The sequence below is a fragment of the Imperialibacter roseus genome, assembly GCF_032999765.1.
Classification (GTDB): Bacteria; Bacteroidota; Bacteroidia; order Cytophagales; family Cyclobacteriaceae; genus Imperialibacter; species Imperialibacter roseus.
This window is the reverse complement of sequence record NZ_CP136051.1, coordinates 3,815,085-3,841,672: the sequence shown is the minus strand read 5'-3', so window position 1 is coordinate 3,841,672 and position 26,588 is coordinate 3,815,085. Positions and strand designations below refer to the sequence as shown.

Below are 26,588 nucleotides of genomic sequence, written 5' to 3'. Positions count from 1 at the left end.
AGCTTCGTTCTTCACAATTCAATTTTGAAAACTGTCTTTTTTCCTACCTCCGATTCCACTCCCAGTGTGCCTCCGTGCATGTGAATGATTTGCCTCGACAGGCTGAGGCCTATGCCAGATCCCGTAGGCTTAGTGGTGTAAAACGGAATGAAAATATTGTCGATGGCTTCCGGAATAATGCCAGGCCCATTGTCTTCCACTTCGATTACCGGGCGCAGCTGATCGCTCATATATCCTCTCACCGTGACCTTTGCATCTGGTTGGTCTATTAATACCTCAATAGCATTTTTCACAAGGTTGATGAGCACCATTTCCAACAGCTCGTCGTCCACAATAATGGTTATTTCATCGTCCTCAAGTTCTGTGGCAAGGGTCACTTCGCTGGCCTTCGTTTCTGCCAAATACAGATTTTCGATCCTGGCCAGCAGTGTCGCTAGTTTCACGGGCTTCAGTGCCGGTTTTGGAATCTGCGTGAAGTCCCGGTAGGCATGGACAAACTTTTTCAGGGCGTGACTCCTGTTCTCTATTGCCTGAAGGGCCTCATTAATGTCGCCGATTGTTTCCTTCGACATTTGCTCCTCGTTGTTGGCATGAGTTTCCTCTTCAAACATCTCTTTTAGCGTGGAAACCAAAGAAGAAATTGGCGTCACCGAATTCATGATTTCATGTCGAAGCACTTTGGTTAGGTTTTGCCAGGCTTCCAGCTCATTTTGTTGCAGCTCCGACCGGATATTTTGCAGGGAAACAAGTGTGAGCTCTCGTCCTCTTATTCTCAGCCGGGAGGTATGGATGGCAAGGTGAACAAGTTCATTTTTTCGGTAGAGGGTATTGCCTCCCGTCGGAATTGATTTTAACAGGGTGTAAAGCTCCGGGTCTGTGGCCGAAAGCTCATTTAGCTCCGTCAGGTTGTCAAGCGATAGCAGTTTTTTTGCCATTTGATTGATGAGCCCCACCTCGCCGGTATCGTCGTAACTTAATATGCCCACCTGCACGTTCTTCACCAGGGTGTCCAGAAATTGAAGGTTTTCCTCATTTTCTTTTCTGGTGAGCCGGAAGGCATCAAGCACTTCTTTCATTGACTGATTCAGCTGTTTGAAAGATTTCCCGACCCTGTTGTCGGCGTCAAAGCCAATGATGAAGTCGTCGTATTTGATGGCTTCAATAAAACGGGTGAGCTTGCGGTTGGTGCTTTCGACGTAGTGAAACAGGCTGAAGAGCGAGAAAACGCCAACAGAAAAGATAATGGTCGCACTCACGTATTTGCTGCTTTCGATCAGCCAAATAACAGCCATTGTCAATAGCCCGATAAAAGCTACCCGAAGAAGTATTTGAAATCGGAAGCTGCTAAAAATCATACTTCTCCATTCGTCGGTAAAGCGAAGAGCGGGTCAGCCCCAGCTCCTGAGCAGCCTGAGTAATATTGCCATTGTGGCGTTTGAGTGCTTTGCGGATGAGGATACGCTCCATCTCCTCTATGTTGTAGGCATCCAGGTTTACCGCTGTTTCGTCAGGCTCTTTGCCACCCTGGTTCAAGAAGAAGTCGTCGGCTTCGAGCACCATGCTGCGGCTCATGATCACGGCTCGCTCCACCGCATGCTCCAGCTCCCTCACGTTTCCCGGCCAGCTGTATTTTTGCATTCTCTTCAGCACAGAAGGACTTAGTGACCGGATGGGCTTGTTGTATTTTTTGGTAAACTGCCCGAGGTAATGCTCTGCCAGCAACGGAATGTCGTCCAGCCGGTCTCTCAGGGGGGGTATGTTGATTTCGATGGTGTTGATGCGGTAGAGTAAGTCCTGACGGAATTCGCTCTTTTTCACCATGTCGTAAAGGTGCATATTGGTGGCGCAAATGAGGCGAATGTCGATGGGCCTGGCTTTGTTGGAGCCAACCCTCGTCACCTGCCTCGACTGTAGCACGGACAGCAGCTTGGCCTGAAGTGGCGTTGAAAGGTTGCCAATCTCATCCAGAAACAAAGTACCACCAGAGGCTGTTTCGAAGCGCCCTGCACGGTCTTCTTTGGCATCGGTAAACGAACCTTTTGTATGCCCAAACAGCTCACTTTCGAATAGTGTTTCGCTTACAGCCCCTAAGTCGACACTGAGAAATACGTCGGAAGCCCGCTTCGAATGGCGGTGAATCGCTCGTGCCACCAGCTCCTTGCCGGTGCCGTTTTCGCCGAGGATCAACACATTGGCGTCTGTTCCTGCCACCATTTCTATCGTGTCGAACACCTTCATAATGGCATCGCTTCTGCCAATAATCTCCTGGTATTTAGTATCCAGGTCCTCGTTAATCTGTTTTTGCCTGTCTTTGAGTTTGTTGGTCTCCAGCCTCGACTCACGCAGCCTCATGCAGGAGGAAACCGTGGCCAGCAATTTTTCGTTTTCCCACGGCTTGAGCACAAAGTCGGTGGCGCCTTCCTTGATGGCTTTTACAGCTACTTCCACATCGCCGTAGGCCGTAATCAGTATTACAACCGCCGAAGGATCTATTTCCAGAATCTTGTCGAGCCAGAAAAAGCCTTCGTGCCCAGAGCTCACGTCTTTGGTGAAGTTCATGTCCAGGAGAATGACATCGAATGTTTCATTCATCAGAATATTGGGAAGCGACTCAGGGTTTTTCTCTGTCACCACCTCCAGGAAATGTCGCTTCAGAAATATTTTGGCGGCGCTCAACACGTCGGGATTGTCGTCAACAATCAGAATTCTCCCTGCCTGGTTACTCTTTTTCATTTATACATAGCTTTTGCCCGTTCCATTTTAAACAATAATAATACCTTTTGCGAAGAGAAGTAAAACCAATCTCAATTGCTTGAATCTCAATACTTAAAGAAAGTGATGAAATACTGACGTAGAAAATAGTTGTGCGCTGGCGGACGGTGGAGGTCGCTGATGCACGCCGACCATTCAAAGTGTCGCCAAAAGCCTTTCGATATACTTTTTTTCCGGCAGACTGGTTGTCAGCTCAATGGCCTGACGAAAGCAGCTGGCTGCCAGAGTGGTATCGTCCATGGCCATATACATTTTACCAAGGAGTGAGAAGTAGTATTGATTTTGCACAAGGCACCCTTTTGAATCAAGCTCCTGAAGCTTTTCATAGGCAACGAGCGGCCCCTTGCTATAAAAAAGTGCAATAAGCCAATTCAGATAAACGGCAGCCCCAGGGTCGCTTTGGAGAAGGTATTCGTACAGTTCGCAGATGCTTGCCCAATCGGTCTCTTCAAAGGAGAGAGCTTGCGCATGTTCGTAAGCTATGGCAGCTTCCACCTGGTATTTTGTGTAATTCTTTTCCTGAATAGATTCCCTGAAATACTGCTGCCCGAGGGCTATCATGTCCTGATCCCAAAGTCGCCGGTCCTGAGTTTCTAAGTCAATCAGCTTTTTTTCGATATCCTCCCTGGCTGGAAATCTCGCAGCATGGAGAAGAAATAACGAAAACAAGGCCAATGAGTCTGCAGTTTTCAGCTTTTCATTATCTGCCACCAGTTTGATCAGCCTGATGGCTTCAAAACACAGCTCTTCTCTCATAATAGAATCGCCGTCTGTGGAGGAATAGCCTTCGTTGAAAAGCAGGTAGATGATTAAATGCACCTCATGCAGATTTTCTTTCACCTTCAAATAATCAGGATCGGGAAATGATAGGTTCTTTTCACGGATCAGTTGCTTGGAACGTACTATCGACTTGGCAACGGCTTCTTCGGTCATCAACAGGCCACGGGCAATTTGCCTGACGGTTAAGCCGGCCACGTGCCTTAGTACAAAAATGAGCTGATTCTTAACGGAGAATGCCGAGTGGCAGCAAGCCACGATCATCCGCAGCTGACTGTCTTCAATTTCATTGTCGAGAAAAAGCGTCTCAAGTTTGACCTGTTCCCGTGTATTAAGAAAAGATTCCGCTGGCAGCGGCTCGAAACGCTTTTTTCGCAGAGTGTTGATCGCTTTGTTTTTACATACTTTGAAGAGCCAGTTCACTGGCTGATCCGGCATGCCTTTTTGTTCCCAATGCTTGATGGCCGACTCGAAGGCCTCTTGCACTATGTCTTCGGCCAGCTCCAGCTGCTGAAGCCCAAAGTAGCGTGCCAGGGAGGTCACCATCTTACCGTACCACTGACGGTAAAGATGGCTGACCAGCTTTTGTGTTTCAAAATGATAGGGGGGCTGTTCCTGTTGCATCAAAATTCCATGATGGGCCTTAGCTCCACGAGTCCTTCGTATTTGAAAATAGGGCAAGTTTTGGCAATGCTGATTGCCTCTTCCGTGTCCTTTGCCAGGAACACAAAGAAGCCAGTGATAGCCTCCTTCGATTCAATGAATGGCCCGTCTGTTTCTACTTTATTTTTGTAGATCATCGCACCGGAGCCTTCCAAAGGATCACTCATCACGTGTCGGTTTTCTTTCTGAAGGCCGTCTTTCCACTTAACATATTCGGCAATGTCGGCCTCCATTTGCTCGGGGGTCATTTTGTTAACTGCAGAAAGGTCTTCTCTGATTAGAATCAAAAACTTTTTCATAGGGATAATTTAGAGGTTTTTGATGTGTAGACAAGGTCGCTCTGCTGTTTTGGACAAAACAGAAAGAAAACTTGTTTCAACCAATACGCTAGCTAGCTGACATTATACCTGCAAGTTCTTTCAGGAATTTGGCAGCTACAAATGCAGTCATGTCGTTCCTATCTCTGATAGGATTGTATTCTACAATGTCGGCCGCTACGATATTCAGGTGCTGGTGCCGCTGGATAAAATTGATTACCTGCCGTGTGCTGGCTCCACCTGGCTCGTAATGGGAAATGCCTGGCGCAAAGGCCGGGTCAAGCACGTCGATATCCAGGCTTATGTACACAGGCCCATCAATATCGATGGTCATGTCTTCTGTCCATTTATTCATTGGAATGATGTTGACGTGGAACTTTTCTGCCTGCTCTTTCTGGTGCTTGTTGAGGGTGCGGATGCCAACTTGTGTAAGGCTTTGCGCCAATCCATTCTCCATGATTCTTGCAAATGGACAGGCGTGAGAAAATCGATTGCCATCCAGCTCATCATACAAGTCGGAGTGCGCATCGAGGTGCAGGATAGAAAGCTTGGGGTAATGCGGCGCAACAGCTTGCAGTATGGGGTAGGTCACTGAGTGATCGCCACCCAGGAAAATCCATTTTTCGGAAGGCGTGTAGATTTTGGAGATCTCTTTTTGCAATGCATCATACGGAACCATCGGCGAGATGTCTCCAGCATCGATCAGCAAGTCCTTTACATTTTGACCAGCTTCATTGAAGTAGTTGGTTGAATCCGAATGCAGCGCTTTGCGAATGAGGGGAGGGGCTTGAGCCGGGCCTCGCTTGAAGGATGAGTTGGCGTCGAAGGGGATGCCGAGTAGGTTGATAGGTTTCATTTGTATTATTGCTGATCCGGTGTTATTGCCGCCAATTTGGCATTTTTTACGTTGGAATTAGTTAGTATATTTACAAACTACCAGGAACAAATGATAGCAGTAGCCGAAAAATTCACTTACAGCAAATACCTCAAGTTGGATGATGACAAGCGTTATGAAATCATTGATGGAGAACTTTTTGATATGTCGCCAGCGCCTTCTCTAAAGCATCAGGCCTTTTCAAGGAATTTGCAAAGGCTTATTATGGACTATGTTTATAGTAAGAAACTTGGGCATGTTTTTAACGCCCCATCTGATGTGAGATTTGATGAGTACAACGTGGTACAGCCCGATTTGATCTTTGTCAGCCATGCCAACGAAGGGATTTTGACGGAAAGAAATATCAATGGGTCGCCCGATCTTGTCGTTGAAATTCTATCACCTTCCACCTTTCATCACGACCAGGAAAGAAAAAAAGCACTTTATGAGAAGTTTGGGGTGAAAGAATTTTGGGTAGTTGATCCAGCCAATGAAGTGATTGAGATTTTTGCATTGAATAATGGAAAGTACGAGTTGCTGGCATTTGCTTCGCAAAAAGGAACAGTTGAGTCAAAGGTGCTTAAAGGTTTTTCAGTAGCCATAGAGCAAATCAGAGCGAAAGAATTTGATAAAAAATAGCAGGCCGCAAAAGGTACACGGCCTGCTGGTTGTATTACATTAACTGTGTCAGTCTTTAAATATTAAGCTTGAGCCTATCTCCAAATATAATAGAAAGCTGGGCTAAAGTCTGGTTCCAGTTGTGTACTGGTCTGTTCCACTTTGAACAGATATTCTCCTGAGCCAGGAACAGCAGTTTCATCAAAGCATCTTCAGAAGTAAAGGCTCCTTTGCTCTTGGTTACGTTGCGTATCTGTCTGTAAAACCCTTCTATGATATTGGTGGTATAGATGATACGCCTGATCTCCTTGGAGTATTGGAAGTAGCAGGAAAGCCTGGCCCAGTTCTTTCTCCAGGAGTCGATCACTTTAGGGTATTTGCTGCCCCAGACAGCAGCTAGCTGATCCAGTTGTCTCTCTGCTAACTCTTTGGTGGAAGCCTGATAGACGGGCTTAAGATCCTTCATAAATGCCTTGAGGTCTTTGTAGGACAAGTACTTCTGAGAGTTACGGATTTGATGCACCACACACAGCTGTACCTCAGTATTAGGGAAGATTGACTCTATGGCATCAGCAAAGCCTGTCAGGTTATCTATGCTAGCAATGAAGATGTCTTCAACACCACGGTTCTGCAGATCTGTAAGCACCTGCAACCAGAACTTAGAGCCCTCATTTTCATTGATATACATGCCCAGAAGCTCTTTGTAGCCCTCCTGATTCAATCCAATCATACAATACACTGCACGATTGAGTACCCTGCCTTCATGACGAACTTTGTAGTGAATAGCATCCAGCCAAACAAAGGGATAGACCGACTCCAGAGGCCTGCTGCGCCACTCTTGCACCAGAGGTAGTATCTTGTCTGTTACACGGCTTATGGTGGCGGTAGACACGTCTAGGCCATACATTTCCTGTAAATGATCGCTGATATCACCATAGCTGGCGCCACGGGCATACAGGGCTAGTATTTGCCTGTCCAGGTCAACACCTAAGGTTCGCTGGCGCTTGGGAACCATCTCTGGATCGAAGGTACCATTGCGATCCCTGGGCGTGTCTATCTCGACATTGCCCAGACTCGTTTTCAAAACCTTACTGCCCTTACCATTCTTGCGATTAGGCACTTCCTCGTCCAGATGAGCATCCAGCTCACCCGAAAGAGCTTCTTCAAGAAATTCCTTAAGTAATGGAGTGAAGACACCTTCTTTGCCTAACAGGCTGTCTCCTTGCTTGAGCCGCTGAGTAGCGCTCTTCTTGAAGGACTCATAGTCAAATTTTCCTTTTTCCATTTGTATCAAGTTATCGATTTTTACTAAATCAATGACTTGACACAGTTATTGTAACACTCTCGCCTGCTTGTTGAGACTATTTTTGTATCTTCATTCCATTCTCACAAAACTGGTACATCGCCTTTTTCATGTATTCAGCCAATCCAAATGCAAACTTTTCATAGTTGACTTTGAATCGCTCGTCCGCCACGTACATGTCAGCGAGGCCTCGGTACTTTTCTTCTGTTACTTCGAAAAACTGACCTATCCATGCATGATGCCTAGCGATTAGCTGTTGCACCTCCCTATGAGTGACTGGCTGACTCATTAAGGCTACCATTTGGCGGCAGAAGTCGTCCGATTGCTTTTTTGTATGAGCCCATTCTTCTTTTGTCTTGTTTCGAATCACATTTTCAGAATGATCCAGGGCCTCCTTACCCCATCTGTCCACTACTTCCTGACGGTAGCTTTTCACCTGCTCTTCGGTGAAGCCCTCGTACATTTCTTTATCTGTTACCATTGTTTTTCTGTTTTTTATTTCATCAATTGTTTTCTCCAAAGTGCCTAACAACACCTTGTTTCTGGCAATCTGCTTATGAATTTCCGACTTCTGGAACTCCAGCGATTTCAGCAAGTCAAAATCCTTTTCGTCCATGATCTTTTTGATTTCCTTCAGAGCAAAGCCTAATTCTCGGTAGAACAGGATCTGCTGCAGGCGTAACATTTCATGCCTTCCATAGTACCTGTACCCTGAATCGAACCCTCGTTCTTCAGGAGTCAAAAGACCAATCTGGTCGTAGTGGTGAAGCGTGCGCACACTTACTCCAGCTAGTTTTGCCAGCTTTTTTACCGTATAGCCTGCCATACCTTTTCATTAATGATGATGCAAAGAAAGGCTATGACGTTACGTTAGAGTCAAGTGTTTTTTGAATTTTTTTAAAAGCTACGATGGAGGGAGTAAAATAAAGTTTGCATTTTGGCAACTTTTACCGACTTTTAGTTGGTTATCAAACAATGAAGATTGAGAGTAATCGCAAAAAGGACGTTAAAGGAATTCTGGAGTTTGTACCATGACAGTGAACTTCCTTTAATTGAATGGCATACGATCGTTTCTAAATCGAGTTGGCAAAACCCGAATGAGGTGAAGGAGGTATTTCCATCAGTTGATTTTGTGGGTAACAACAGGGCATTTTTCAATATTTGTCGCAATAAATACAGGTTGGTTGTAGTTTTTAGATACCAGATTCAAATGGTATACATAAGGTTTATCGGAACTCATAAAGATTACGATAGCATTAGTAATATAAAGGAGATTTGAAATGGAAATAAGTGTAATAAGAAATGAGAAAGATTATAATAACGCACTAAAGCGGATTGACGAATTAATTGATTGCGAAGTGAACTCCAAAGAGGAGGACGAATTGCAGATTATATCTTTGTTAGTGTGGGATTATGAAGAAAGAAATTATCCAATGGGATCATTGAAGCCTATCCAGGCGATCAGGGTGAGAATGGAAGAGTTGGGCCTGAAGTCTAAAGACTTAACATCGCTTATTGGAGATAAGAGCAGAGTGTCTGACGTGCTTTCGATGAAGAGAAAGCTTACTTTGCCTATGATAAGGAACTTAAGCAAACACTTGAATATCCCTATCGAAACATTGGCGAGTGAGTACTGAAAGGACATGAATACACCTTTCTTGTTAGTCTTTTTTATCATCTAATAATTTCGCCGTATTCTCAATAGCCCCCGGCTCCAATCCCCCGTGCCCGGGAATGACCATCTTGGGTTTTAGAAACCGCTTTTTCATTTTTTCGAGACTCACAGGCCAGGCGGTAACGTCTGCATCTCCCAGGTTGCCCAGGGAAGTAGTTGAAGCATCCTTCAAAAAACAGCCGCCATACAGGAGTTTTTCCGAAGGGAAGTAAACGACCACGTTGTCGGGGCTGTGACCCGGTCCGGGATAGAAAACCTCAATTTTGCCTCCTGCCAGAGTGATGGTGGTGTCGTTTTTAAAGAGGACGTCTGGTTTAGCAATGCCATTTTCCACGGCCAGTTTGGCCGTTAGCTCCGAACTCACGGCCGGAATGCCTCTTGCTTTTAGGATATCAATACCACCTATCCGGTCATCGTGGAAGTGCGTAATCACAAAGCTGGCTACTGGTTTTTTGATTTCAGTGTCAATCCAGTCAAGTAGCTGCACGGTTTGGTCATTTCCCCAGGGAGTGTCAATGACCACCACGCTGTCATTGCCCACAAAGATGACAGCGTTGGCACCCACTTTTCCTCCCTGATAGGCACCGTACGACTCGTAAATGTATATAGAGTTGCTGTGCTTTTTAACCTCAATCTGGAACTGTGCATGGGCAGTTCCGATACAAAACAATATTACAATGAAAGGAAGAAGTTTCCTGATCCCGGCAGCCATCCAATCTGTCATCATAAGTCTCAAATTAACAATCCTTTAAAGCCCGTACTTGTCAATCAAATAGGTTAAAGCCGCCATGGTGGCAGCGCCCAACTCCAGCTCTCTCCGACTCACTTTGTCGAACGTGTCAATCGCCGTATGGTGGTAGTCGAAGTAGCGTTGCGGGTCGGGGTAGAAGCCAATCATGGGCACGCCTTGTGTTGCCAGTGGGCTGATGTCGGCCCCACCACCTCCGGTGTCAAACTTGTAAATCTGATAAGGCACGAACAATGGCGCCCAGCCTTTGATGCGCTCTACCTGCTTGTCTTCAGCAGTAAAAGTAAACCCAAGCGGTTTGAAGCCACCACGATCCGATTCCATGGCAGCTATGTGTTTCTCTTTATTTTCGGCAGCCAATTCAGCGTATTTCCGTCCTCCCCTAAGGCCATTTTCTTCGTTCATGAACATTACAGCCCTCAGGGTTCTTTTTGGCTTGTAGCCAATAGCCTTGAGAATCCGAAGCACCTCAATAGACTGCACACAGCCAGTGCCATCGTCGTGGGCACCCTGCGACAGATCCCAGGAGTCGAGGTGCCCGCCAACAACAATGTATTCGTCTGCTTTGCTGCTGCCCTTAAGTTCGCCCACTACGTTGTGTGATAGCTTGTCCGGTAGCATCTGTGAATGCGTCTCAAAGTAGAACTCAAGCTCAGAGTCGTCCTTCAGCATCCTGCTCAGCTTATCGGCATCGTTGGTGCTGATGGCCACCGCTGGCAGCTTGTAAAGATTGGGCGTGTAGTTGGTGCTGCCAGTGTGCGGGTGGTCGTCCAGTGCATTGGTCAGCGAGCGGACTACAACCCCAATGGCACCATACTTGGCGGCTTCAGATGGCCCGGCACCCCTTTGGTTGCCAGCGCCGCCATAGGCTTCAAAAGTTTCAATCAAGGTAGGATCCATCCGGCGGTTGAAAAAGACGATTTTCCCTTTTATACCAGTTTCGCCAAGAGCGGCCAGCTCGTCAAAGTTTTGCACTTCTACTATTTTTCCGGCCACGCCGTTAGGCCCGGAGCCCACCGAGTTGCCCAGTGCCACAACGTTGACTTCCACCGAACCCATTTTGGAATTAACGATCTTGCCAATTTCCTTTTGGCCTCTTACCCAGTGAGGCACCATTACTTCCTGAAGAAATACGTTGTCAAACTCAAAGCCCTCCATAGTTTCTTTGCTCCAGTCCACTGCTGCTGCTGCCCCTGGCGAGCCGGCTAATCGGGCGCCGATTTGCTTTGTAAGAAACTCCAGCATCTGATACGATTCGCCTTTGCCAAGCGCCTCGTCATAGATTTTGCGGATCATTTCAACATCCTGATCGTCAGTTTTTGCTTTTTGTGCAGTTATGTTGTCGATAGTCAGGCAGCATAGTAGTACAAGGGCAATGTATTTCAATTTCATTTTTTTTGTTATCAAAGGTTCACGATGAATAAGGCACTGCGGGTGTTCGATGGTTCTTCAATTGCCAAGAACCGGCAAAAGAGATTGCAATATACTGGTGAGCTTGAAAAAAATACAGACCAATACTGTAATTCATTGGCATGAAAGTAAACAAATAGAGTGGTGTTCATCGTTAAGGTTGAAAACGGTAGTGAAACCTTTGGGCAATTAAAAAGTACCCACTAAAGAATTAGTTGTGGATTTTCCAATCGTTCGAGGTATTATTGTATATTAAAATTTTCTAAAACCCCTTTTGTTCATGAGTGCAGTCATTCAAACCAGAGATGTTTCCAAAAAATATGTGATGGGTAGCGAAACTATCCACGCTCTTAAGTCCATCACCATCGACATCAATAGGGGTGAATATGTGGCTTTTATGGGGCCGTCAGGTTCTGGGAAATCTACGTTGATGAACATTGTAGGCTGTCTTGATACGCCTTCCGGAGGTCAATACATCCTCAATAACCATGACGTTAGCGATCTTACTGAAAATGAGCTGGCGGAAATCAGAAACAAGGAGATCGGGTTCGTTTTCCAGACTTTCAACCTGCTGCCAAGGCAGTCGTCTCTTGAGAACGTTGCACTTCCGCTTATCTATGCGGGCATGAATCGGGAGGACAGGGAAGAGCAAGCCATGGCAGCCCTCGCTGGTGTTGGACTTGCTGAAAGGGCTCGTCATAAGCCCAATGAGCTATCTGGTGGACAGCGCCAGAGAGTCGCCATTGCGAGAGCGCTCGTTAACAACCCTTCGATTATCCTGGCGGATGAGCCGACTGGTAACCTCGACACGAAGACCTCTTACAGCATCATGGAGCTTTTTCAGGAGCTGCACGACAAAGGCAACACCATCATTATGGTGACACACGAAGAAGATATTGCAACGTATGCGCACCGGGTCATCAGGCTAAGGGACGGTTTGATTGAATCTGACACTGAAAATAAAAACATCACCCGCCATGTGTCAGAGCCGGTCTGATATTGGATGAAAATTTACACTAAAACAGGCGACAAGGGAACCACCTCTCTTCTTGGTGGCACCAGGGTATCGAAGGCACATCTTCGCATAGAAACCTATGGCACTGTCGACGAACTCAATTCCTATATCGGATTACTGAGGGATCAAGAGGTAAACAAAGCCAGAATACCATTTTTTATAGAAATACAGGAGCAACTTTTTACAATAGGCTCGCACCTGGCCATGGAGCCTGGTAGTACCAAATTCCCTGTTCCGCAGGTTGACGAAACATTGACAAGCAGGCTGGAGGCCGCCATGGATGAAATGGATGCCTTGCTGCCTCCAATGAAAAACTTCATTCTCCCAGGCGGCCATCCTTCGGTTTCGCATGGTCACATCGCTCGCTGTGTTTGCCGCAGGGCTGAACGATTGGTTATTGGATTGCAAGAACAAGAGGCTGTGGAAGAAAGTATTGTCCAGTTTCTTAACCGCCTTTCCGACTATCTTTTTGTGCTGTGCCGCATGATGGCGCATGAGCTGGGCGTGGAGGAAACCCCGTGGAAGCCCAGAAGTCCAAAATAGGCTTTTTTTGCACCTCTCCCGAAGGAAAAAGTTTGTACCGGGACAAACCTGGTGAAAAATTTAGTATCTTCATCGGTCTCAACCCCGATACTAAATTTTAAATGACGCTAAAGAAGACCCTTCTGTTGCTTACTGCTGTATTTAGCCTTTTTGTATCCACTCAGGCACAGAAAGTAAGCCTAAAAGAGACGACCACAGGTATTGATTTTCTTTTTGGCGGAAAGGAGGTGCTTACCTACCAAACTTCCATGCTCACCGTGCCGGAAGGAGTGAAGAAGGAGTTTCGCAAATCTGGCTTTATCCACCCGCTCAAGTCACCTTCTGGCGAGGTACTTACCCGTATTCAACCACCCGACCATTACCATCACCTGGGCATTTGGGGCCCATGGACGAAGACCAGGGTAGAAGGCAGGGAAGTGGACTTTTGGAATTTGGGAGATGGAAAAGGCAGGGTCGATTTTGACCATATAATCTCACAGACAGCTAAAGGGAATATTGCTGAAGTAGTTGTTCGACAGAACCATACTGACCTGCTGGCACCGAATGGCCCACAGGTGGCTATTGAGGAGGACTTAGGCATCCGGGTGCAAAGCGCAGATAAAGGAAGGTACCTGGTCGACTACACAACGACCATTTCCACACCACTGTCAACGCCTATTATGTTGGAGGCCTACCGCTATGGCGGAGGTATCGGCTATCGTGCCACGGCGGCCTGGAATCAGGGTAACAGTACGATTCTTACGTCAGAAGGGTACGATAGAACCAACGCCGATGGAACAGGAGGGAAGTGGGTAATGGTGCATGGAGTTTCTGGAGCAAAGGAAGGGAAAAGCGGTATACTATTTCTTAGCTACCCTGAAAACAGGGCTCACCCCGAACCAATGCGGGTGTGGCCAGTGGATGCTAACGGAGGAAAAGAAAATGTCTATATAGAATTTTGCCCCATCAGGTATGAGCCCTGGAAAATTGAGCCTGGAAAGAGATACACTTTGAAATATAGAATGGTCGTGTTTGACGGAACGCTTACAGCCGAAGAAGCGGAAGCTTACTGGAAAGCATTCACCAAATAATAATTAAACACTTACCCTTAGACTACTTATATACCTATGAAAAGAAGAGAATTTGTCCGAAACACAGCCATTGCTACCAGTGTGCTGGGTTTCCCCACCATAGTGCCCTCTTCCGTTTTTGGAAAAGATGCGCCGAGCAACAAAATCAATATTGGCCAGATTGGGTGTGGTCGAATTGCCCGTGGCCACGACATGCCAGGCACCTGGCAGCACAACGTCGCCCGGTTCGTGGCCGTCTCCGATTTGGACAGCAAGCGGATGAAGGAAGGAAAAGAGCACGTTGAAAAGTACTATACCGAAAAAATGGGTAAGCCCTACGTCGACGTGAAACAGTACGGTGATTACAAGGAAATGCTGTTGAACAAAGACATTGATGCGGTCATCATCAGCACGCCCGACCATTGGCATTCTCAGCCTGCCATGGAGGCTGTGCTGGCCAAAAAGCACGTCTACCTGCAAAAACCTACGTCACTCACCATCAAAGAGGGACGTCAGCTAGCTGACCTTGTGAAGAAGTCTGATGTCACTTTCCAGATGGGCACTCAGCAGCGGTCCATGAAGCAATTCAAAGTGGCTGCGGAGCTTGTTCGCAATGGGAGAATAGGCAAGCTGCACACCGTAAGAATTGGTCTGCCTGGCGACCCCTCAGGTCCCGAAGCTCCTGCTATGCCTGTGCCAAAACAACTTAACTACGACATGTGGCTGGGGTCAACACCCGAGGTGCCTTATACTGAGATCGGCGTTCACCCAGTGGATGGTTATGGTCGACCTGGGTGGTTGCGGTGCGAGCAGTTTGGCGCAGGCATGATCACCGGCTGGGGGCAGCATCACTATGATTCCGCTGCCTGGGGCATGGACACCGAGCTGACCGGGCCTCGCTATATCGAAGCAGTAGCCGAATTCCCAAGATCCGGATTGTGGAACGTGCATGGCGACTTTATGGTGAAGCAGGAGTACGACAATGGCATCAACGTGTATACATCAGGAGGCTATCCAAATGGTGTACGTTATGAGGGAAGCGACGGCTGGATTTGGGTATCCCGTGGTGATTATGTGGCGTCGGCGTCTGATCCGGTGGCTGCTGAAAACAGTGCGAAGGCCCTTGATGCCTCAGATCCGCAGATACTAAAGTCGGAGATTGGAGACGACGAAATCCATTTATACGAAAGCGAAGAGCACCATGGCAACTGGTTGGAGTGCATTCAGTCGGGCAAGCAGCCGATTTCTCCGATCGAAATTGGCCATAGAGCGTGTTCTGTTTGTTTGGTCAGCCACATTGCCATGAAAATACCTGGCAGACTGGAGTGGAGCCCCGAGAAGGAAATGTTTGTGAACAATGAGGAAGCCAACAAGCTCCTGAGCAGGCCGCAGAGAGCGCCCTATGGAACCGATAACGTTAAAATGAAAGGATAAAAATTAAATGAAACTCAACCAACTATTTTCAGGGGCTCTCGCAGCCCTTTTTCTTGCAGGCTGCCAATCAGGAACGATGAAAGAAAGCACGGAAGAATCTACCGACGACGGTAAAATCAGGATCATGACGCTGGAACCGGGGCATTTTCATGCCGGGCTCATCCACAAGTCGATGTATCCGGTGGTAGACTCTACTATTTATGTGTTTGCACCGGACGGCCCCGAGCTGACCGATTACCTTGCCCGCATCAACGGCTACAATACCCGGGCGGAAAACCCTACGGGGTGGAAAATAAAGGTGACCACAGGCCCTGATTTTTTGCAAAAAATGATCGATCAGAAGCCGGGTAATGTGATGGTGGTGGCAGGTAAGAATGACCACAAGGTTGATTATGTGCTGAAAGCCATTGAAAACGACATAAACGTGTATGCCGATAAACCATTGGTGGTGGACAAGGCTGGTTACGCCAAGCTGCTTAAGGCTTTTCAGGTGGCGGAAGAAAAGGACCTGCTGTTGTATGATATCATGACCGAGAGGTTTGAAATCACTACCATTTTGCAACGTCAGCTTTCCATGTTGCCCGAGGTGTTTGGTGAACTGGAAGACGGCACGCCTGAAAATCCGGCGATAACCAAAGAAAGTGTGCATCACTTCTTCAAATATGTGTCCGGCAAGCCTTTGGTGCGACCCGACTGGTTTTTTGATGTGAAAGTAGAGGGAACGGGTATTGTGGACGTAACTACTCACCTGGTAGACCTGGTGCAGTGGGAAACTTTCCCTGAGCAGCTGCTCGACACCACCGATGTGAACATGATGTCGGCGAAGCTTTGGCCTACTGTGTTGACGGTTGACGACTTCAAAGGAGTGACAGGTGCTAGTGAGTTTCCTGCCTTTTTGAATGAATACATCAAAGAGGGCAAGCTGGAAGTGCTGAGCAATGGTGAAATGAACTACACGCTGCGTGGCAAACATGCGAAGGTGAGCGTGATCTGGAACTACAAGGCACCAGAAGGCGCAGCGGATACACACTACAGTATGATGCGGGGCACCAAAGCCAACCTGATGATCCGTCAGGGAGCGGAAGAGAACTACAGGGCGACTCTGTATGTGAAACTATTGGACCGTCAGGACGAAGCTTTGGCCAAAGCGATCAACGAAACGCTGCAGGCGAAATATCCCGGGATTGGGCTGACGAAGCAGGAGGGAGGCGAGTACATTGTCGACATCCCTGATTCTTACCACAACGGACATGAAGCACACTTTGGTCAGGTAACCGAGAAGTTTTTGGAGTACTACCAGGCCGGATCAATGCCGGAGTGGGAAAAGGCCTTTATGAAGGTGAAGTATTTCACGAATGTTAAGGCATTGGAAATGGCGACGGCTAAGTAATTTTATAGCCTTGTGTAAAAATTAACAGCCCGAATGTGGTGCACACAGCGATAGCTGGTGGCACCACATTCAGATTCCCTGCAAATGTGAGCTAAATCATTTTGTCAATTAACCCTTTTTGGCGGCCAAAGCTACCGAGAAACGTTTAGGCCGTTGCCATTTTTGTTTCAAATCTGCATGAATCTTAAAAATATCTTTCTACACGCTACGATCTTGGTTATTTGTTTCGCTTGTGGAGGGGCAAAAAAATCGGACTGGCAGCAGCAAGCCAACGGCGTTTGGAAATACACCATTGGCGAAAAAAGTAAGATTAACCTCCTGGATGCTGCTGGGGCGGTTCCCAATCTTGCCAGATTGGATGCAGGAGCAGCCACAACGTTCCCGCTTGACAAAGAGCGGATTCACATTACAAAATCAGCTCACAAAATAGTGATCCAGCTCCCGCTCGACGACGCTGAGCAAATTTATGGTCTGGGTCTGCAATTCAAAAGCGTGAATCGTCGGGGCAAAACCTACCACTTAAAGGTTGACCATTACGGCGGTAAAGACAACGGCAGTACCCATGCGCCTGTGCCATTTTACTTATCGAGCAAAGGCTATGGCGTGCTGATCAATTCTGCCAGCTACATGACCGTGTATGTGGGCAGCAGCGTGAGGCTCGACAGCAAAAGCAAACCCGCCGTGTACAATCGAAACACTGACAAAAACTGGGAGGCGCAGCCCAAATCGGATGTGGTGGAAATCGTTATTCCAGATGGAAATGCAGAGATCATTGTTTTTAACGGAGAGACACCCCTCAACACCGTTCGAAAATACAACCTCTACCAGGGTGGTGGCGTGCTGCCTCCCAAGTGGGGTCTGGGCTTCACCTACCGCAGCCATACTAGGCATACAGCGGAGGAAGTGTTGGCCGAAGTGCAGGAGTTCGAACACAACGAATTTCCCCTTGACTTTATTGGACTGGAGCCCGGGTGGATGAACATGTCGTATCCCAGCTCCTATGAATGGGATGAAGGCAGGTTTCCCGAACCAGGAAAGTTTGTACATACGCTGCTGGAACAGGGAGTGAGAACGAACCTCTGGATGAACCCTTATATTGCTCCAAAAGCGAAGCTGTACGAGCCGATGCTGCCCTATGCAGGTACTCATTTGGTTTGGAATGGCATCGTGCCTGACTATACCATGGACGCTGCCCGAAAAATATTTCTTGATTTTTACACGAAAAACCAACTGGATATCGGTGTTTCCGGCCTTAAAATAGATGAGGTGGACGGCTACGACAACTGGCTCTGGCCCGATGCAGCCACCTTCCCTTCAGGCACCAGCGCCGAACAAATGCGGCAGGTGTATGGGCTGCTGATGCAGAAGATGGTCGCCGACCTCTACCACAAAAGCAACCAAAGAACTTACGGCCTGGTGAGGGCCTCCAATGCGGGAGCCGCCACTCTCCCCTTTGTGCTGTACAACGACTATTACGACCACCGGGATTTCATCACTGCCCTGATCAACTCCGGGTTCTCTGGCGTGCTCTGGACACCAGAAGTAAGACAGTCCAACAAGGGTGAAGAATGGCTGCGCAGGATGCAGTCGGTGTGTTTTTCGCCAATGGCGATGGTCAATGCCTGGTCGAGTGGCACCAAGCCCTGGTCCTACCCGGAGGTGTACGAAGAGGTGCAACAGGTGGCCATGCTCAGGATGCAGCTGCTGCCCTACATCTATTCCACCTTCGCCGACTACTATTTTAACGGTACCCCACCGGTGAGGCCCATGCAACTAGTGGAAGGCTTTGGAGCAAAAGAGGAGATCAAAGCCGGAAAGCTCGATGACACCGCTAACCCCTACAACCTAGCGATCCGAAAGGACATCAAAGACCAGTTTATGTTTGGCGACAACCTGCTGGTGGCACCGGTGTTTACCGGCGAAACTTCCAGAACTGTTATTCTGCCACAAGGCAAATGGTACGACTTTTACACGGGCGAGTATGCAGGTGAAAATGAGGTGATTGAGATCAGGACAGCGCTGGCCACCATTCCGCTTTTTGTGAAAGATGGCGGCATCATTCCCATGATCGGGCCCAGGCTTCATGCGCCAAAACCTGGCGAGCAGCTGGCATTGCAAGTGAGGCACTACGGCAAAGAGGGCGGCAGTTTCCTGCTGTACGACGATGACGGGGAAACCTTTGATTATGAAAAGGGTGACTATTCGTTGACCGAATTAAGTGCTGACCCGCAAGTGGGGTCAAAAGGGAATGAGAAGAGAGTAGAAGGCTCTGTTTTTGGCTACGGCAGTGTTACCTGGAAGTTTATGACTGAGTAATGTTTTCTCAGAGCACCCTTCAAGAGCCTCTGAGGAAAATGGTTTATAGGCAAATGAATCGAGCACCACAGACTAGCGGATGGATTTTAGTTGATGGCCATCCATGTCTGTAAACGCTTTATTTTCGCCAGCCATCGACCAGATGAATGTATAATTTGAAGTGCCTGCTCCCGCATGAATAGACCACTCGGGAGAGATCACTGCCTGCTTATTGCTCATGGCCAGGTGTCTTGTCTCCTGAGGTTCCCCCATAAAATGCATCACAATCTGATCTTCGGGCAAATCAAAATAGAAGTATACCTCCATTCTTCGGTTGTGCGTATGCGGAGGAAAGGTATTCCAAATGCTTCCCGGTGCCAAAATGGTGAGCCCCATCACCAGCTGACAGCTCTGTATACCTCCGTCGTGGATGTACTGATAAATCGTGCGTTCATTGCAGTTCTCTTTCGAACCAAGCTTCACCTCATTGGCATCGGCGAATGTTGCTTTTGTCGTTGGATACTCCCTGTGTGCGGGACATGAGTTCACATAGAGCTCGGCAGGGGTGCTTGGAGAGCCACTGCTAAACACAATTTCTTTTTTCCCTCTCCCCACATAGAGACATTCTTTGTTGTCGAGCTCAAAGCGCTCGCCATCTACCGTAACTGTGCCTTTGGCGCCTACATTGATGATGCCGAGCTCCCGGCGTTCGAGAAAAAAATTGGCCTTCGTCAACTCTTCAAAGGTGGGAAGTGTAATTGCTTTGATTGTTGGAACGACGCCAATCACCATCATGCGATCGTGCACGGAATACGAAGCGGTGACTTGCCCCGGCTTCATCACTTCTGATATCAGAAAACGGTCTCTAAGCGCCGAAGTAGTTAGCTGTTTAATGTCTTCAGGGTGTGAGCCAAATCGTAAGTCTGTCATTTTGTTGGTTGAGTGTAAAAAAATTAGTTAACTAGCCTTGAAAGTTATGAAAACTAGCCGTTCTTAGGAAGTATTGTACCGCAGACAATACACCAGCGTATTGCAAAGCCGCTATGAGATGTATTGGAGGGTAAATGATGAGATATCAGAGTCGATGCTCGGTTTACATACACTCAGAGAAGACGCTGAATGAGAGACTGAAAAAAGTGACTTGCGATGAAACGAGCATACTTGAACCCTAAGTTGCTGCCAGATTGGAGTCAAATGTTCAGTCAGGTAGTTGTGACGGAAGCCCATGGGCTAAGATTCATTCACGTATCAGGCCAGGTGGCTGTCAATGCTTCGAAAGAGATGGTAGGAGCAGGTAGTTTGAAGCACCAGACAGACCAAGCCTTACTGAATCTTAAGACAGCCGTGGAAAGTGGCGGTGCCAGTATGAGCGATGTGATGAAATTGACCATCTACGTGGTTGATTACCGTTATGAACAGGCGGAGGCGATTAGCAGTGCCTTGCGGACTTTTTTTGAGAATGACAAATTACCTGCCTTGTCGCTGATTGGCGTAGCGGGCCTGGCCATGGAGCATTTTCTGATCGAGATTGATGCTGAGGTAGTAGCTGTTACCGGCAAGTGAGATTTTAAGTGTGCCTTCCCCTCAGCCTTTCTCGCTGAGGACTTTTAGTAGGGACTTTGAGTATCAAAATCCCTTATGAGGTGACCCGGCTGTCCGATATTCTCCTTTCCCAACCAAACATAGACAAATGCCCATTGCGTTGAGAGCCGACATCTCCCAATTGCACCCAGCCCTAAATTTTTTGAAAAAACCAAAGATTCTTCCTGCCCGTTATACTATCGTTTAGAGATTAAATTTCTAATTTTACTTTTTCAATAATAGGTTGAGGCCATGATAGATACCCTTCAATTTCCGATCACGCAGGTGGCGAAGTCCAGAATCAAGGAGCTGGACATGGATAATGTTCAATTTGGTAAGAGCTACTCTGACCACATGTTTATGGCAGATTATGTCGACGGACAGTGGAAGGACCTGAGGATTGTGCCTTATGGTAATCTGTCAATGAGCCCGGCGAACACCACGCTGCACTATGGCCAATCTATTTTTGAGGGTATGAAGGCGTACAAGGCTGAGAACGGCGACGTACTTGTTTTCCGTCCGGAAAAGAACGCTGCCCGTCTTAACAAGAGTGCGGAGAGAATGTGCATCCCCGAAATTCCTGAGGAGATGTTTATGAGTGCGCTAACCGAGCTGTTGAAGCTGGACAGAGACTGGGTGCCTAACAAGCCGGGTACTTCACTGTACATCCGTCCTTTTGTTTTCGGCAACGATCCTTTTGTCGGCATCAGGTCATCACTGACATATCAATTCATCATTTTCACCAGCCCGGCAGGGGCTTACTACTCCAGGCCGGTGAAGGTGAAGGTGGAAACCAAATACACCAGAGCTGCTCCCGGAGGCACCGGCAGCGCCAAAACTGCCGGCAATTATGCTGCAGCACTGTATCCAATGGTACAAGGCCAGAAAGCGGGCTACGACCAGTTACTTTGGACCAACGCAGGCTCACACGAATACTTTGAAGAGTCCGGCACGATGAACGTGTTGTTCTTACTCGATGGGGTTTTGTGTACTGCGCCTGCCAGTGAAACCATCCTTGATGGTGTGACCAGAGACAGCGTGCTGACACTCGCCAGAGAATGGGGCTATCCTGTGGAAGAGCGCAAGGTGTCGGTAAAAGAGGTGATAGAGGGAGTCAAGAATGGCAAGTTACAGGAAGCGTTTGGCGTGGGAACAGCTGCAACGATTGCTAAAATCAGCCATATAGGATACGAAGGCGTTGATTACGCCCTTCCGGGGGAAGAGCAAATGGTGCTTTCGCAAAGGCTGCTTAAGTCACTTGACGATATTAAGTACGGCAAAGTAGAAGATACACACGGCTGGATTTACAGAATCTGACCATGGTAACATATGACAAAATCCATCCGCTTTTCGAAGGGGGTGGATTTTTTGTTGGAAGAGAGTTAATGGTTAAAATTTATTAGTTAATAGGGGGCGCTCACCTCCACCATTGGCTTCCAATTTCTTATCACACGCTGCAACGGTTTCGGCCGGATAGCCATTAACGAACAACCGATTAACCATTAACGAATAACCCATTAGCCACTAACAAATAACATAACACCATGACAATAGAACAGTTGAAAGACGTGAAAGCCAGGGTAGCGGCTTTGAGGGGGTATCTTTGACTACGATAACCGCAAACGTGAAGTAGAAGACAATGAGGCGCTGACAGTGCTGCCGGGGTTTTGGGACAAACCCAGTGAAGCCGAAAAGCTGTTGAAAGAAATAAGGCTGCAGAAGGTGTGGACGAATGCATATGAAGAAGTAAGCACTTCGCTGGAGGATCTTGAAACCATCTACGAATTCTATAATGCCGACGAGGCTGAGATGGAGGACGTTGATGCGGAGTACAAAAAGGTATCTGCGCAGTTGGAAGAGGTGGAGTTGAAGAAAATGCTTAGCGGGGAAGAAGACCAGCTGAGTGCCATGCTGGAAATCAACCCGGGTGCTGGCGGAACAGAAAGTAACGACTGGGCGGAAATCCTCATGCGGATGTACATCATGTGGGGAGAGAAGCATGGTTACAAAGTGCGGCAGGTGGACTACACACCAGGCGATACGGCTGGTCTTAAGTCAGCCACGCTGGAGTTTGAAGGGCAGTTTGCTTATGGCTACCTGAAAGCCGAAACGGGTGTGCACAGGCTGGTGCGTATATCTCCGTTCGATTCAGGAGGAAGGAGACATACCTCTTTTGCCTCAATCTACGTATATCCGGTGGCGGATGACAGCATAGAGATTGAAATCAATCCCGCAGATGTGGAATTGCATACTTCAAGGTCAGGTGGTGCAGGAGGCCAAAACGTAAACAAGGTCGAAACCAAGGTGCAGCTGACCCACAAGCCTACTGGCATTGTGGTGGTGTGTCAGGTGGAGCGGTCGCAGCTGGCCAACCGAGAGCTGGCCATGCAAATGCTGAAGTCGAGGCTGTACCAAATGGAGGTGGAGAAACGCAATGCCGTGCGTGACAAGGTGGAAGCCGGCAAGATGCGGGTCGACTTTGGCTCGCAAATCCGTAATTACGTGCTGCACCCTTACAAGCTGATCAAAGATGCCCGCACCGGCGTGGAGCGTACCGACGTGCAAAACGTGCTGGACGGCGACCTCGACGACTACATTAAGGCGTTTTTGATGGGGCAGGAGGCTTAGTAGTCAGAAGCTTGAAATGTTCCGGCACGTGTCTCCATGGCCGGAACATTGCTTATTCTCATAAACCGATCCATTTTTTGAACAGCCCGCCGACTTGAGTTGAGTTAGTTCTTGAAGTAGCCTGACTTAAATAAGACCTGTTTTCTTTAATAGCTCCAGAATCTCTTTTCTGGCAATCGATTCAAGTTCCCCTTTATCATATATTGACACCAGATAGATGGTCTTCTGAATAACTTTCACGTATGTGATTACTCTTGCTCCACCGGATTTCCCTTTCCCTTTGGCGGTAATGGCCAGGCGTATTTTATAAAGCCCATGGCCCAGATCCGTGCCATAAAAAGGGTTGCCTTTTAATGTAGCGACCAGTGAGACCAGGTCGGATTTAAGGGAGTTATATTTTTTCGAAAGCTTCTTGGCATGCTTATCGAAATGAGGAATAGTTTCAACACTATAGCTCATTCAGCAAGTCTTCCACAGGCCTGGATTTAAGCTTACCATCCTGAATTTGCTTCAACTCCAAAAGGCCTTTCTCGAGGTCTTCAAGGTTTTTGTTGTTTTCAATTCTAACGTAATCCAGGGTCTTTACAAACTCTACGAAAGTTTTGAATTTACTGTCGTTGATTTTAAGTGTGATCTCTTTCATGGCCGCTAGTTTCCACAAAGTTAGCTATTTTGTACTTTATTTCGCCCATGGGTTACATCTTGATTTGCCGCTAGTCTTGGTGTTGCCGCTTATGGGTTAAGTAAATATCTGTTCTCATCACTTACACGCCGGAACAATTCGTCTAAACCCTCCCAATTTTTTGAATAACCTTCCTGAAGGTTCTACCTTTACCCGTCGATTTTTTCTATGACCCAGCAAAAGATATACACATGGCAGTTTATGCTATTGTGTTTCAGCAGCCTCCTTTTCTTCAGTAGCTTCAACATGATCATACCGGAGCTGCCAGCCTTCCTGACCTCCATTGGCGGTGGCGATTACAAGGGTCTTATCATTTCGGTTTTTACGCTCACAGCCGGCCTCAGCCGTCCATTCAGCGGCAAGCTGGCCGATAAGGTAGGGCGAGTACCCGTGATGGTATTTGGCGCTACGGTCAGCGGATTGGCGGCCCTGGTATATCCCCATGTCACCGTGGTATGGGCCTTCCTATTGCTTCGCTTCTTTCATGGTTTTTCAACAGGTTTTAAACCTACTGGCACGGCAGCCTATGTGGGAGACATTGCGCCGCTGTTGAAAAGGGGAGAAGCCATGGGCATTTTTGGCCTCTTTGGAAGCATGGGGATGGCCATCGGGCCTGCTATAGGCTCCTACATCGCCTCAACTGCTTCGCTGAACACCATGTTCTACACCTCTTCACTGATGGCGCTGTTGTCAGTGGTTATACTGGCTGGCATGAGAGAGACGCTGGTTAATCGAGAGAAATTTCGCCCGGATCACCTGAAAATCAATTGGGCTGACGTATATGAACCAAGGGTGCTATATCCCTCAGTTACCTTGCTGCTCACCATGCTACCTTTCGGGGCTGTGCTTACCCTCGCACCCGACTTTAGCGACTATTTGGGCATGGGAAATAGAGGACTTTACTTCACTACGTTCACCATCGCCTCTTTGGGCATTAGGTTCATTGCCGGCAAGGCGTCGGACAAATATGGAAGGGTAGCTGTGCTGCGTTTCTCCATCTTCTTTCTTGTGGCGGCCATGATCACCACCGGATTTTCCACCAATGTGTGGCAGTTTTTGACGGGTGCTGTGTTGTTTGGCATCGGCACAGGCATGAACTCACCCACCATTTACGCCTGGACCATTGACCTCAGTGATGAACACCACAGGGGGAGGGGCATTGCCACCATGTATATTGCCCTGGAAGTGGGCATAGGTTTGGGGGCACTGCTGGCAGGATGGCTGTACGGCAACCACTTTTCACATATGCCCTTTGTGTTCTCGTTTGTAGGCTTTGTTGCCTTTCTGGGCTGGTTGTTTGTAGAATTCATTGGTAAGAAAAAAGACGTGATTCCTTCGCAACTGCGCCAGTAGATTTATTTACTTTGTTCCAAAAAGCACACTATGAATACCCGAAACCTGATCTCTGTCCTTTTCCTTCTTTCGATAGGTGTGCACCTGTGGGCTGTGGGCGTTGAAAACTCCGACCTGATCCACTGGACCAAGCCATTACTGATGCCCTTGTTGGCCGTTTATTTTTGGTTGAGTAGCAAGGCAGTTGACAAGTCGGTGAGGGTAGGCATCCTGGCGGCGCTGGTTTTTAGCTGGCTGGGTGATTCATTGCTTATGTATCAGGGAAAAGCGGAAATGTATTTCCTGCTTGGTCTGGGCGCTTTTCTTGTAGCACAGATCATGTATGGATTCAATTTTGCCCAGCTTAAAAACCCTTCAAAGAAAAAGATGGAATGGCGGACAAAATTCAGCGTGGGCCTGCTCGTCATCTTTTACTTTTTTATGCTCTATACCCTCTGGAATTTCCTCGGCAATCTTAAAGTTCCTGTGATCCTCTATGGTGCTTGCCTGGTGGGCATGCTGCTGATGGCAGTGATCAGAAAAAACAGAACCAACGAAACGAGCTTCTCATTGCTCTTCTTTGGGGCCATTGCCTTTCTCGTGTCCGATTCTATGCTGGCGGTAAGTAAGTTTGTCGGGCCGTTTCCCATGGCTGGGTTTTGGGTAATGGTTACGTATATTGCGGCGCAGGCGCTGATTGTCCAGGGAGTATTAGCACACTATCACGGTGAGCCTAGTCCGGCGAAGAAACCTGCGCCGAAGGGGCGTCGATGAGGTACTCGTGCACGGCGTTCTCCACAGTTTTGAGCTCTTTTACCTTTTTCTTGTAGCCAGGAAGCTCAACATACAACCAATAAGGGCTATCACATATTTCGTTGGTCAGTGTCAGAGCGAGATCATCATCCGGACACTTGTTTTGATACGTAATGATCTTGCTGAAGTAGTTCCATTTGATCTGCCGCTGTTTCGACCAGTCCCGGTTCAGGTCTTGCACCCTTTTGGTATCTGTAGTCAGCGAGTCGACCAGGTAGGAAGCCACGTCTTCCGACAGTTTGTACCTGATTTTCACTGCATAGCGGTCGATAAAGTAAGCCGTGATTTCATCTACGTTGGCATGGCCAATTTTGATCCCCGGATTCTTTCTGGTGTAGAAATGCAGCCTGCGAAAATGAAAACTGCCCAGATCTTTGTAGCCCGTAAGATCGATGACATCCCGGTAGGCATTTAGGGCAAGGGCCGTCTTGCGATTGGCGACAGGAAGTGATGAGGCCGCACCATTTACCGATGAAACAGTTTTATCAGTTGGGTCAATGGCAGATCGTTTTTGTCCGCAACCCAGCATAGCAGCTAAAATAAGGAAGGGGAGAAGTGGCCTCATTAGAACTAAGATAGCTATTTATTGTCTTGGAATGCTCTTTTTTGGCAAAATAGTAGCTGACTGTTGTAAGATTTATTGAAAATGAAATTGAATTAAGTCATTTT

At 47.7% G+C, this 26,588-nt stretch carries 27 protein-coding genes; 14 read left to right on the top strand and 13 right to left on the bottom strand.

All coding sequences use genetic code 11. The annotated features are described in order from the left end of the window. Positions 1–11 precede the first annotated feature (11 nt). From RT717_RS16025 to speB, 5 genes are all read right to left on the bottom strand, one after another. On the bottom strand, positions 12–1,355 hold the full coding sequence (locus tag RT717_RS16025; protein WP_317487395.1) for a sensor histidine kinase: 1,344 nt from the start codon (positions 1,353–1,355) through the stop codon (positions 12–14). Then, positions 1,345–2,733: a sigma-54-dependent transcriptional regulator gene (locus RT717_RS16020; protein WP_317487394.1), complete on the bottom strand. Its 1,389-nt coding sequence runs from the start codon at positions 2,731–2,733 to the stop codon at positions 1,345–1,347. The genes RT717_RS16025 and RT717_RS16020 overlap by 11 nt, the downstream gene beginning before the upstream one ends. Positions 2,734–2,907: 174 nt before the next feature. Continuing rightward, positions 2,908–4,173 (bottom strand): RNA polymerase sigma factor, encoded by a 1,266-nt coding sequence (locus tag RT717_RS16015; protein WP_317487393.1) that lies wholly within the window; start codon positions 4,171–4,173, stop codon positions 2,908–2,910. Beyond that, positions 4,173–4,511, bottom strand: coding sequence for a YciI family protein (locus tag RT717_RS16010; protein WP_317487392.1), 339 nt, complete (start codon positions 4,509–4,511; stop codon positions 4,173–4,175). The genes RT717_RS16015 and RT717_RS16010 overlap by 1 nt, the downstream gene beginning before the upstream one ends. 88 nt (positions 4,512–4,599) lie before the next feature. Then, positions 4,600–5,385 carry an agmatinase gene (gene speB / locus RT717_RS16005; RefSeq protein WP_317487391.1) on the bottom strand — a complete coding sequence of 262 codons (786 nt, stop codon included), beginning with the start codon at positions 5,383–5,385 and terminating at the stop codon, positions 4,600–4,602. A gap of 90 nt (positions 5,386–5,475) precedes the next feature. On the opposite strand from speB, the gene RT717_RS16000 reads away from it, so the two are divergent. Then, positions 5,476–6,042 carry a Uma2 family endonuclease gene (locus RT717_RS16000; protein WP_317487390.1) on the top strand — a complete coding sequence of 189 codons (567 nt, stop codon included), beginning with the start codon at positions 5,476–5,478 and terminating at the stop codon, positions 6,040–6,042. A 55-nt stretch (positions 6,043–6,097) separates the two neighbouring features. Here RT717_RS16000 and RT717_RS15995 read toward each other — a convergent pair whose 3' ends face one another. Next, complete coding sequence (locus tag RT717_RS15995; RefSeq protein WP_317487389.1) at positions 6,098–7,306, bottom strand: IS256 family transposase; 1,209 nt, start codon at positions 7,304–7,306, stop codon at positions 6,098–6,100. 76 nt (positions 7,307–7,382) lie between these two features. Beyond that, entirely contained in the window at positions 7,383–8,150 is a 768-nt protein-coding gene (locus tag RT717_RS15990; RefSeq protein ID WP_317487388.1) for a MerR family transcriptional regulator, read from the bottom strand. A gap of 156 nt (positions 8,151–8,306) precedes the next feature. On the opposite strand from RT717_RS15990, the gene RT717_RS15985 reads away from it, so the two are divergent. Then, positions 8,307–8,603, top strand: coding sequence for a type II toxin-antitoxin system HigB family toxin (locus RT717_RS15985; RefSeq protein WP_317487387.1), 297 nt, complete (start codon positions 8,307–8,309; stop codon positions 8,601–8,603). 1 nt (position 8,604) lies between these two features. Continuing rightward, complete coding sequence (locus RT717_RS15980) at positions 8,605–8,961, top strand: helix-turn-helix domain-containing protein (protein ID WP_317487386.1); 357 nt, start codon at positions 8,605–8,607, stop codon at positions 8,959–8,961. A 24-nt stretch (positions 8,962–8,985) separates the two neighbouring features. Here the strand turns inward: RT717_RS15980 and bla are convergent, their stop codons facing one another. Continuing rightward, complete coding sequence (bla, locus tag RT717_RS15975; RefSeq protein ID WP_317487385.1) at positions 8,986–9,726, bottom strand: subclass B1 metallo-beta-lactamase; 741 nt, start codon at positions 9,724–9,726, stop codon at positions 8,986–8,988. Between the two features lie 21 nt (positions 9,727–9,747). Continuing rightward, a complete protein-coding gene (locus RT717_RS15970) occupies positions 9,748–11,139 on the bottom strand; it encodes a M28 family peptidase (RefSeq protein WP_317487384.1) in 1,392 nt (463 codons plus the stop codon). A gap of 298 nt (positions 11,140–11,437) precedes the next feature. On the opposite strand from RT717_RS15970, the gene RT717_RS15965 reads away from it, so the two are divergent. The 6 genes from RT717_RS15965 (at position 11,438) to RT717_RS15940 (ending at position 18,904) form a co-directional block, all read left to right on the top strand. After that, on the top strand, positions 11,438–12,154 hold the full coding sequence (locus tag RT717_RS15965) for an ABC transporter ATP-binding protein (protein ID WP_317487383.1): 717 nt from the start codon (positions 11,438–11,440) through the stop codon (positions 12,152–12,154). A gap of 6 nt (positions 12,155–12,160) precedes the next feature. Beyond that, positions 12,161–12,715: a cob(I)yrinic acid a,c-diamide adenosyltransferase gene (locus RT717_RS15960; protein ID WP_317487382.1), complete on the top strand. Its 555-nt coding sequence runs from the start codon at positions 12,161–12,163 to the stop codon at positions 12,713–12,715. 101 nt (positions 12,716–12,816) lie between these two features. Further along, positions 12,817–13,785 (top strand): DUF6807 domain-containing protein, encoded by a 969-nt coding sequence (locus RT717_RS15955; RefSeq protein WP_317487381.1) that lies wholly within the window; start codon positions 12,817–12,819, stop codon positions 13,783–13,785. Positions 13,786–13,821: 36 nt separating this feature from the next. Further along, the gene (locus tag RT717_RS15950; protein ID WP_317487380.1) at positions 13,822–15,198 is read left to right on the top strand and encodes a Gfo/Idh/MocA family protein; all 1,377 of its coding nucleotides are present in this window, start codon (positions 13,822–13,824) and stop codon (positions 15,196–15,198) included. Between the two features lie 7 nt (positions 15,199–15,205). Continuing rightward, on the top strand, positions 15,206–16,588 hold the full coding sequence (locus RT717_RS15945) for a putative oxidoreductase C-terminal domain-containing protein (protein ID WP_317487379.1): 1,383 nt from the start codon (positions 15,206–15,208) through the stop codon (positions 16,586–16,588). Positions 16,589–16,765: 177 nt separating this feature from the next. After that, positions 16,766–18,904, top strand: a complete 2,139-nt coding sequence (locus RT717_RS15940; RefSeq protein WP_317487378.1) for a TIM-barrel domain-containing protein — start codon at positions 16,766–16,768, stop codon at positions 18,902–18,904. Positions 18,905–18,976: 72 nt separating this feature from the next. Here the strand turns inward: RT717_RS15940 and kduI are convergent, their stop codons facing one another. Then, the gene (kduI, locus tag RT717_RS15935; protein WP_317487377.1) at positions 18,977–19,813 is read right to left on the bottom strand and encodes a 5-dehydro-4-deoxy-D-glucuronate isomerase; all 837 of its coding nucleotides are present in this window, start codon (positions 19,811–19,813) and stop codon (positions 18,977–18,979) included. A 216-nt stretch (positions 19,814–20,029) separates the two neighbouring features. On the opposite strand from kduI, the gene RT717_RS15930 reads away from it, so the two are divergent. The 3 genes from RT717_RS15930 (at position 20,030) to prfB (ending at position 23,092) form a co-directional block, all read left to right on the top strand. Further along, entirely contained in the window at positions 20,030–20,446 is a 417-nt protein-coding gene (locus tag RT717_RS15930) for a RidA family protein (RefSeq protein WP_317487376.1), read from the top strand. Between the two features lie 270 nt (positions 20,447–20,716). Then, the gene (locus tag RT717_RS15925; protein WP_317487375.1) at positions 20,717–21,781 is read left to right on the top strand and encodes a branched-chain amino acid aminotransferase; all 1,065 of its coding nucleotides are present in this window, start codon (positions 20,717–20,719) and stop codon (positions 21,779–21,781) included. 227 nt (positions 21,782–22,008) lie between these two features. Further along, positions 22,009–23,092, top strand: a protein-coding gene (gene prfB / locus RT717_RS15920) for a peptide chain release factor 2 (protein ID WP_317487374.1) whose coding sequence is annotated in 2 segments (ribosomal slippage) — positions 22,009–22,068 and positions 22,070–23,092 — 1,083 coding nt in all. Because the reading frame shifts where the segments join, the coding sequence is not laid out codon by codon here. A gap of 126 nt (positions 23,093–23,218) precedes the next feature. Here the strand turns inward: prfB and RT717_RS15915 are convergent. Then, positions 23,219–23,551: a type II toxin-antitoxin system RelE/ParE family toxin gene (locus RT717_RS15915; RefSeq protein WP_317487373.1), complete on the bottom strand. Its 333-nt coding sequence runs from the start codon at positions 23,549–23,551 to the stop codon at positions 23,219–23,221. After that, the gene (locus RT717_RS15910) at positions 23,541–23,735 is read right to left on the bottom strand and encodes a hypothetical protein (protein WP_317487372.1); all 195 of its coding nucleotides are present in this window, start codon (positions 23,733–23,735) and stop codon (positions 23,541–23,543) included. The genes RT717_RS15915 and RT717_RS15910 overlap by 11 nt, the downstream gene beginning before the upstream one ends. 207 nt (positions 23,736–23,942) lie before the next feature. Here RT717_RS15910 and RT717_RS15905 point away from each other — a divergent pair, with 207 nt between their 5' ends. Next, a complete protein-coding gene (locus RT717_RS15905; protein ID WP_317487371.1) occupies positions 23,943–25,127 on the top strand; it encodes an MFS transporter in 1,185 nt (394 codons plus the stop codon). A gap of 30 nt (positions 25,128–25,157) precedes the next feature. Beyond that, positions 25,158–25,880, top strand: a complete 723-nt coding sequence (locus RT717_RS15900; protein WP_317487370.1) for a lysoplasmalogenase — start codon at positions 25,158–25,160, stop codon at positions 25,878–25,880. Here RT717_RS15900 and RT717_RS15895 read toward each other — a convergent pair. Next, positions 25,840–26,484: a hypothetical protein gene (locus tag RT717_RS15895; RefSeq protein WP_317487369.1), complete on the bottom strand. Its 645-nt coding sequence runs from the start codon at positions 26,482–26,484 to the stop codon at positions 25,840–25,842. The genes RT717_RS15900 and RT717_RS15895 overlap by 41 nt on opposite strands. Between the last annotated feature and the right edge of the window lie 104 nt (positions 26,485–26,588).

Excerpts from the sequence above, each read along its gene's own strand:
- RT717_RS15945 (WP_317487379.1), top strand. The coding sequence starts at position 15,206 with ATGAAACTCAACCAACTATTTTCAGGGGCTCTCGCAGCCCTTTTTCTT.
- RT717_RS16010 (WP_317487392.1), bottom strand. The coding sequence starts at position 4,511 with ATGAAAAAGTTTTTGATTCTAATCAGAGAAGACCTTTCTGCAGTTAAC.
- RT717_RS15910 (WP_317487372.1), bottom strand. The coding sequence starts at position 23,735 with ATGAAAGAGATCACACTTAAAATCAACGACAGTAAATTCAAAACTTTC.
- kduI (WP_317487377.1), bottom strand. The coding sequence starts at position 19,813 with ATGACAGACTTACGATTTGGCTCACACCCTGAAGACATTAAACAGCTA.
- RT717_RS16000 (WP_317487390.1), top strand. The coding sequence starts at position 5,476 with ATGATAGCAGTAGCCGAAAAATTCACTTACAGCAAATACCTCAAGTTG.
- RT717_RS16020 (WP_317487394.1), bottom strand. The coding sequence starts at position 2,733 with ATGAAAAAGAGTAACCAGGCAGGGAGAATTCTGATTGTTGACGACAAT.
- RT717_RS15970 (WP_317487384.1), bottom strand. The coding sequence starts at position 11,139 with ATGAAATTGAAATACATTGCCCTTGTACTACTATGCTGCCTGACTATC.
- RT717_RS15980 (WP_317487386.1), top strand. The coding sequence starts at position 8,605 with ATGGAAATAAGTGTAATAAGAAATGAGAAAGATTATAATAACGCACTA.
- RT717_RS16015 (WP_317487393.1), bottom strand. The coding sequence starts at position 4,173 with ATGCAACAGGAACAGCCCCCCTATCATTTTGAAACACAAAAGCTGGTC.
- speB (WP_317487391.1), bottom strand. The coding sequence starts at position 5,385 with ATGAAACCTATCAACCTACTCGGCATCCCCTTCGACGCCAACTCATCC.
- RT717_RS15900 (WP_317487370.1), top strand. The coding sequence starts at position 25,158 with ATGAATACCCGAAACCTGATCTCTGTCCTTTTCCTTCTTTCGATAGGT.
- RT717_RS15905 (WP_317487371.1), top strand. The coding sequence starts at position 23,943 with ATGACCCAGCAAAAGATATACACATGGCAGTTTATGCTATTGTGTTTC.
- RT717_RS16025 (WP_317487395.1), bottom strand. The coding sequence starts at position 1,355 with ATGATTTTTAGCAGCTTCCGATTTCAAATACTTCTTCGGGTAGCTTTT.
- RT717_RS15955 (WP_317487381.1), top strand. The coding sequence starts at position 12,817 with ATGACGCTAAAGAAGACCCTTCTGTTGCTTACTGCTGTATTTAGCCTT.
- RT717_RS15915 (WP_317487373.1), bottom strand. The coding sequence starts at position 23,551 with ATGAGCTATAGTGTTGAAACTATTCCTCATTTCGATAAGCATGCCAAG.
- RT717_RS15995 (WP_317487389.1), bottom strand. The coding sequence starts at position 7,306 with ATGGAAAAAGGAAAATTTGACTATGAGTCCTTCAAGAAGAGCGCTACT.
- RT717_RS15990 (WP_317487388.1), bottom strand. The coding sequence starts at position 8,150 with ATGGCAGGCTATACGGTAAAAAAGCTGGCAAAACTAGCTGGAGTAAGT.
- RT717_RS15925 (WP_317487375.1), top strand. The coding sequence starts at position 20,717 with ATGATAGATACCCTTCAATTTCCGATCACGCAGGTGGCGAAGTCCAGA.
- RT717_RS15965 (WP_317487383.1), top strand. The coding sequence starts at position 11,438 with ATGAGTGCAGTCATTCAAACCAGAGATGTTTCCAAAAAATATGTGATG.
- RT717_RS15960 (WP_317487382.1), top strand. The coding sequence starts at position 12,161 with ATGAAAATTTACACTAAAACAGGCGACAAGGGAACCACCTCTCTTCTT.
- bla (WP_317487385.1), bottom strand. The coding sequence starts at position 9,726 with ATGATGACAGATTGGATGGCTGCCGGGATCAGGAAACTTCTTCCTTTC.
- RT717_RS15930 (WP_317487376.1), top strand. The coding sequence starts at position 20,030 with ATGAAACGAGCATACTTGAACCCTAAGTTGCTGCCAGATTGGAGTCAA.
- RT717_RS15940 (WP_317487378.1), top strand. The coding sequence starts at position 16,766 with ATGAATCTTAAAAATATCTTTCTACACGCTACGATCTTGGTTATTTGT.
- RT717_RS15950 (WP_317487380.1), top strand. The coding sequence starts at position 13,822 with ATGAAAAGAAGAGAATTTGTCCGAAACACAGCCATTGCTACCAGTGTG.
- RT717_RS15895 (WP_317487369.1), bottom strand. The coding sequence starts at position 26,484 with ATGAGGCCACTTCTCCCCTTCCTTATTTTAGCTGCTATGCTGGGTTGC.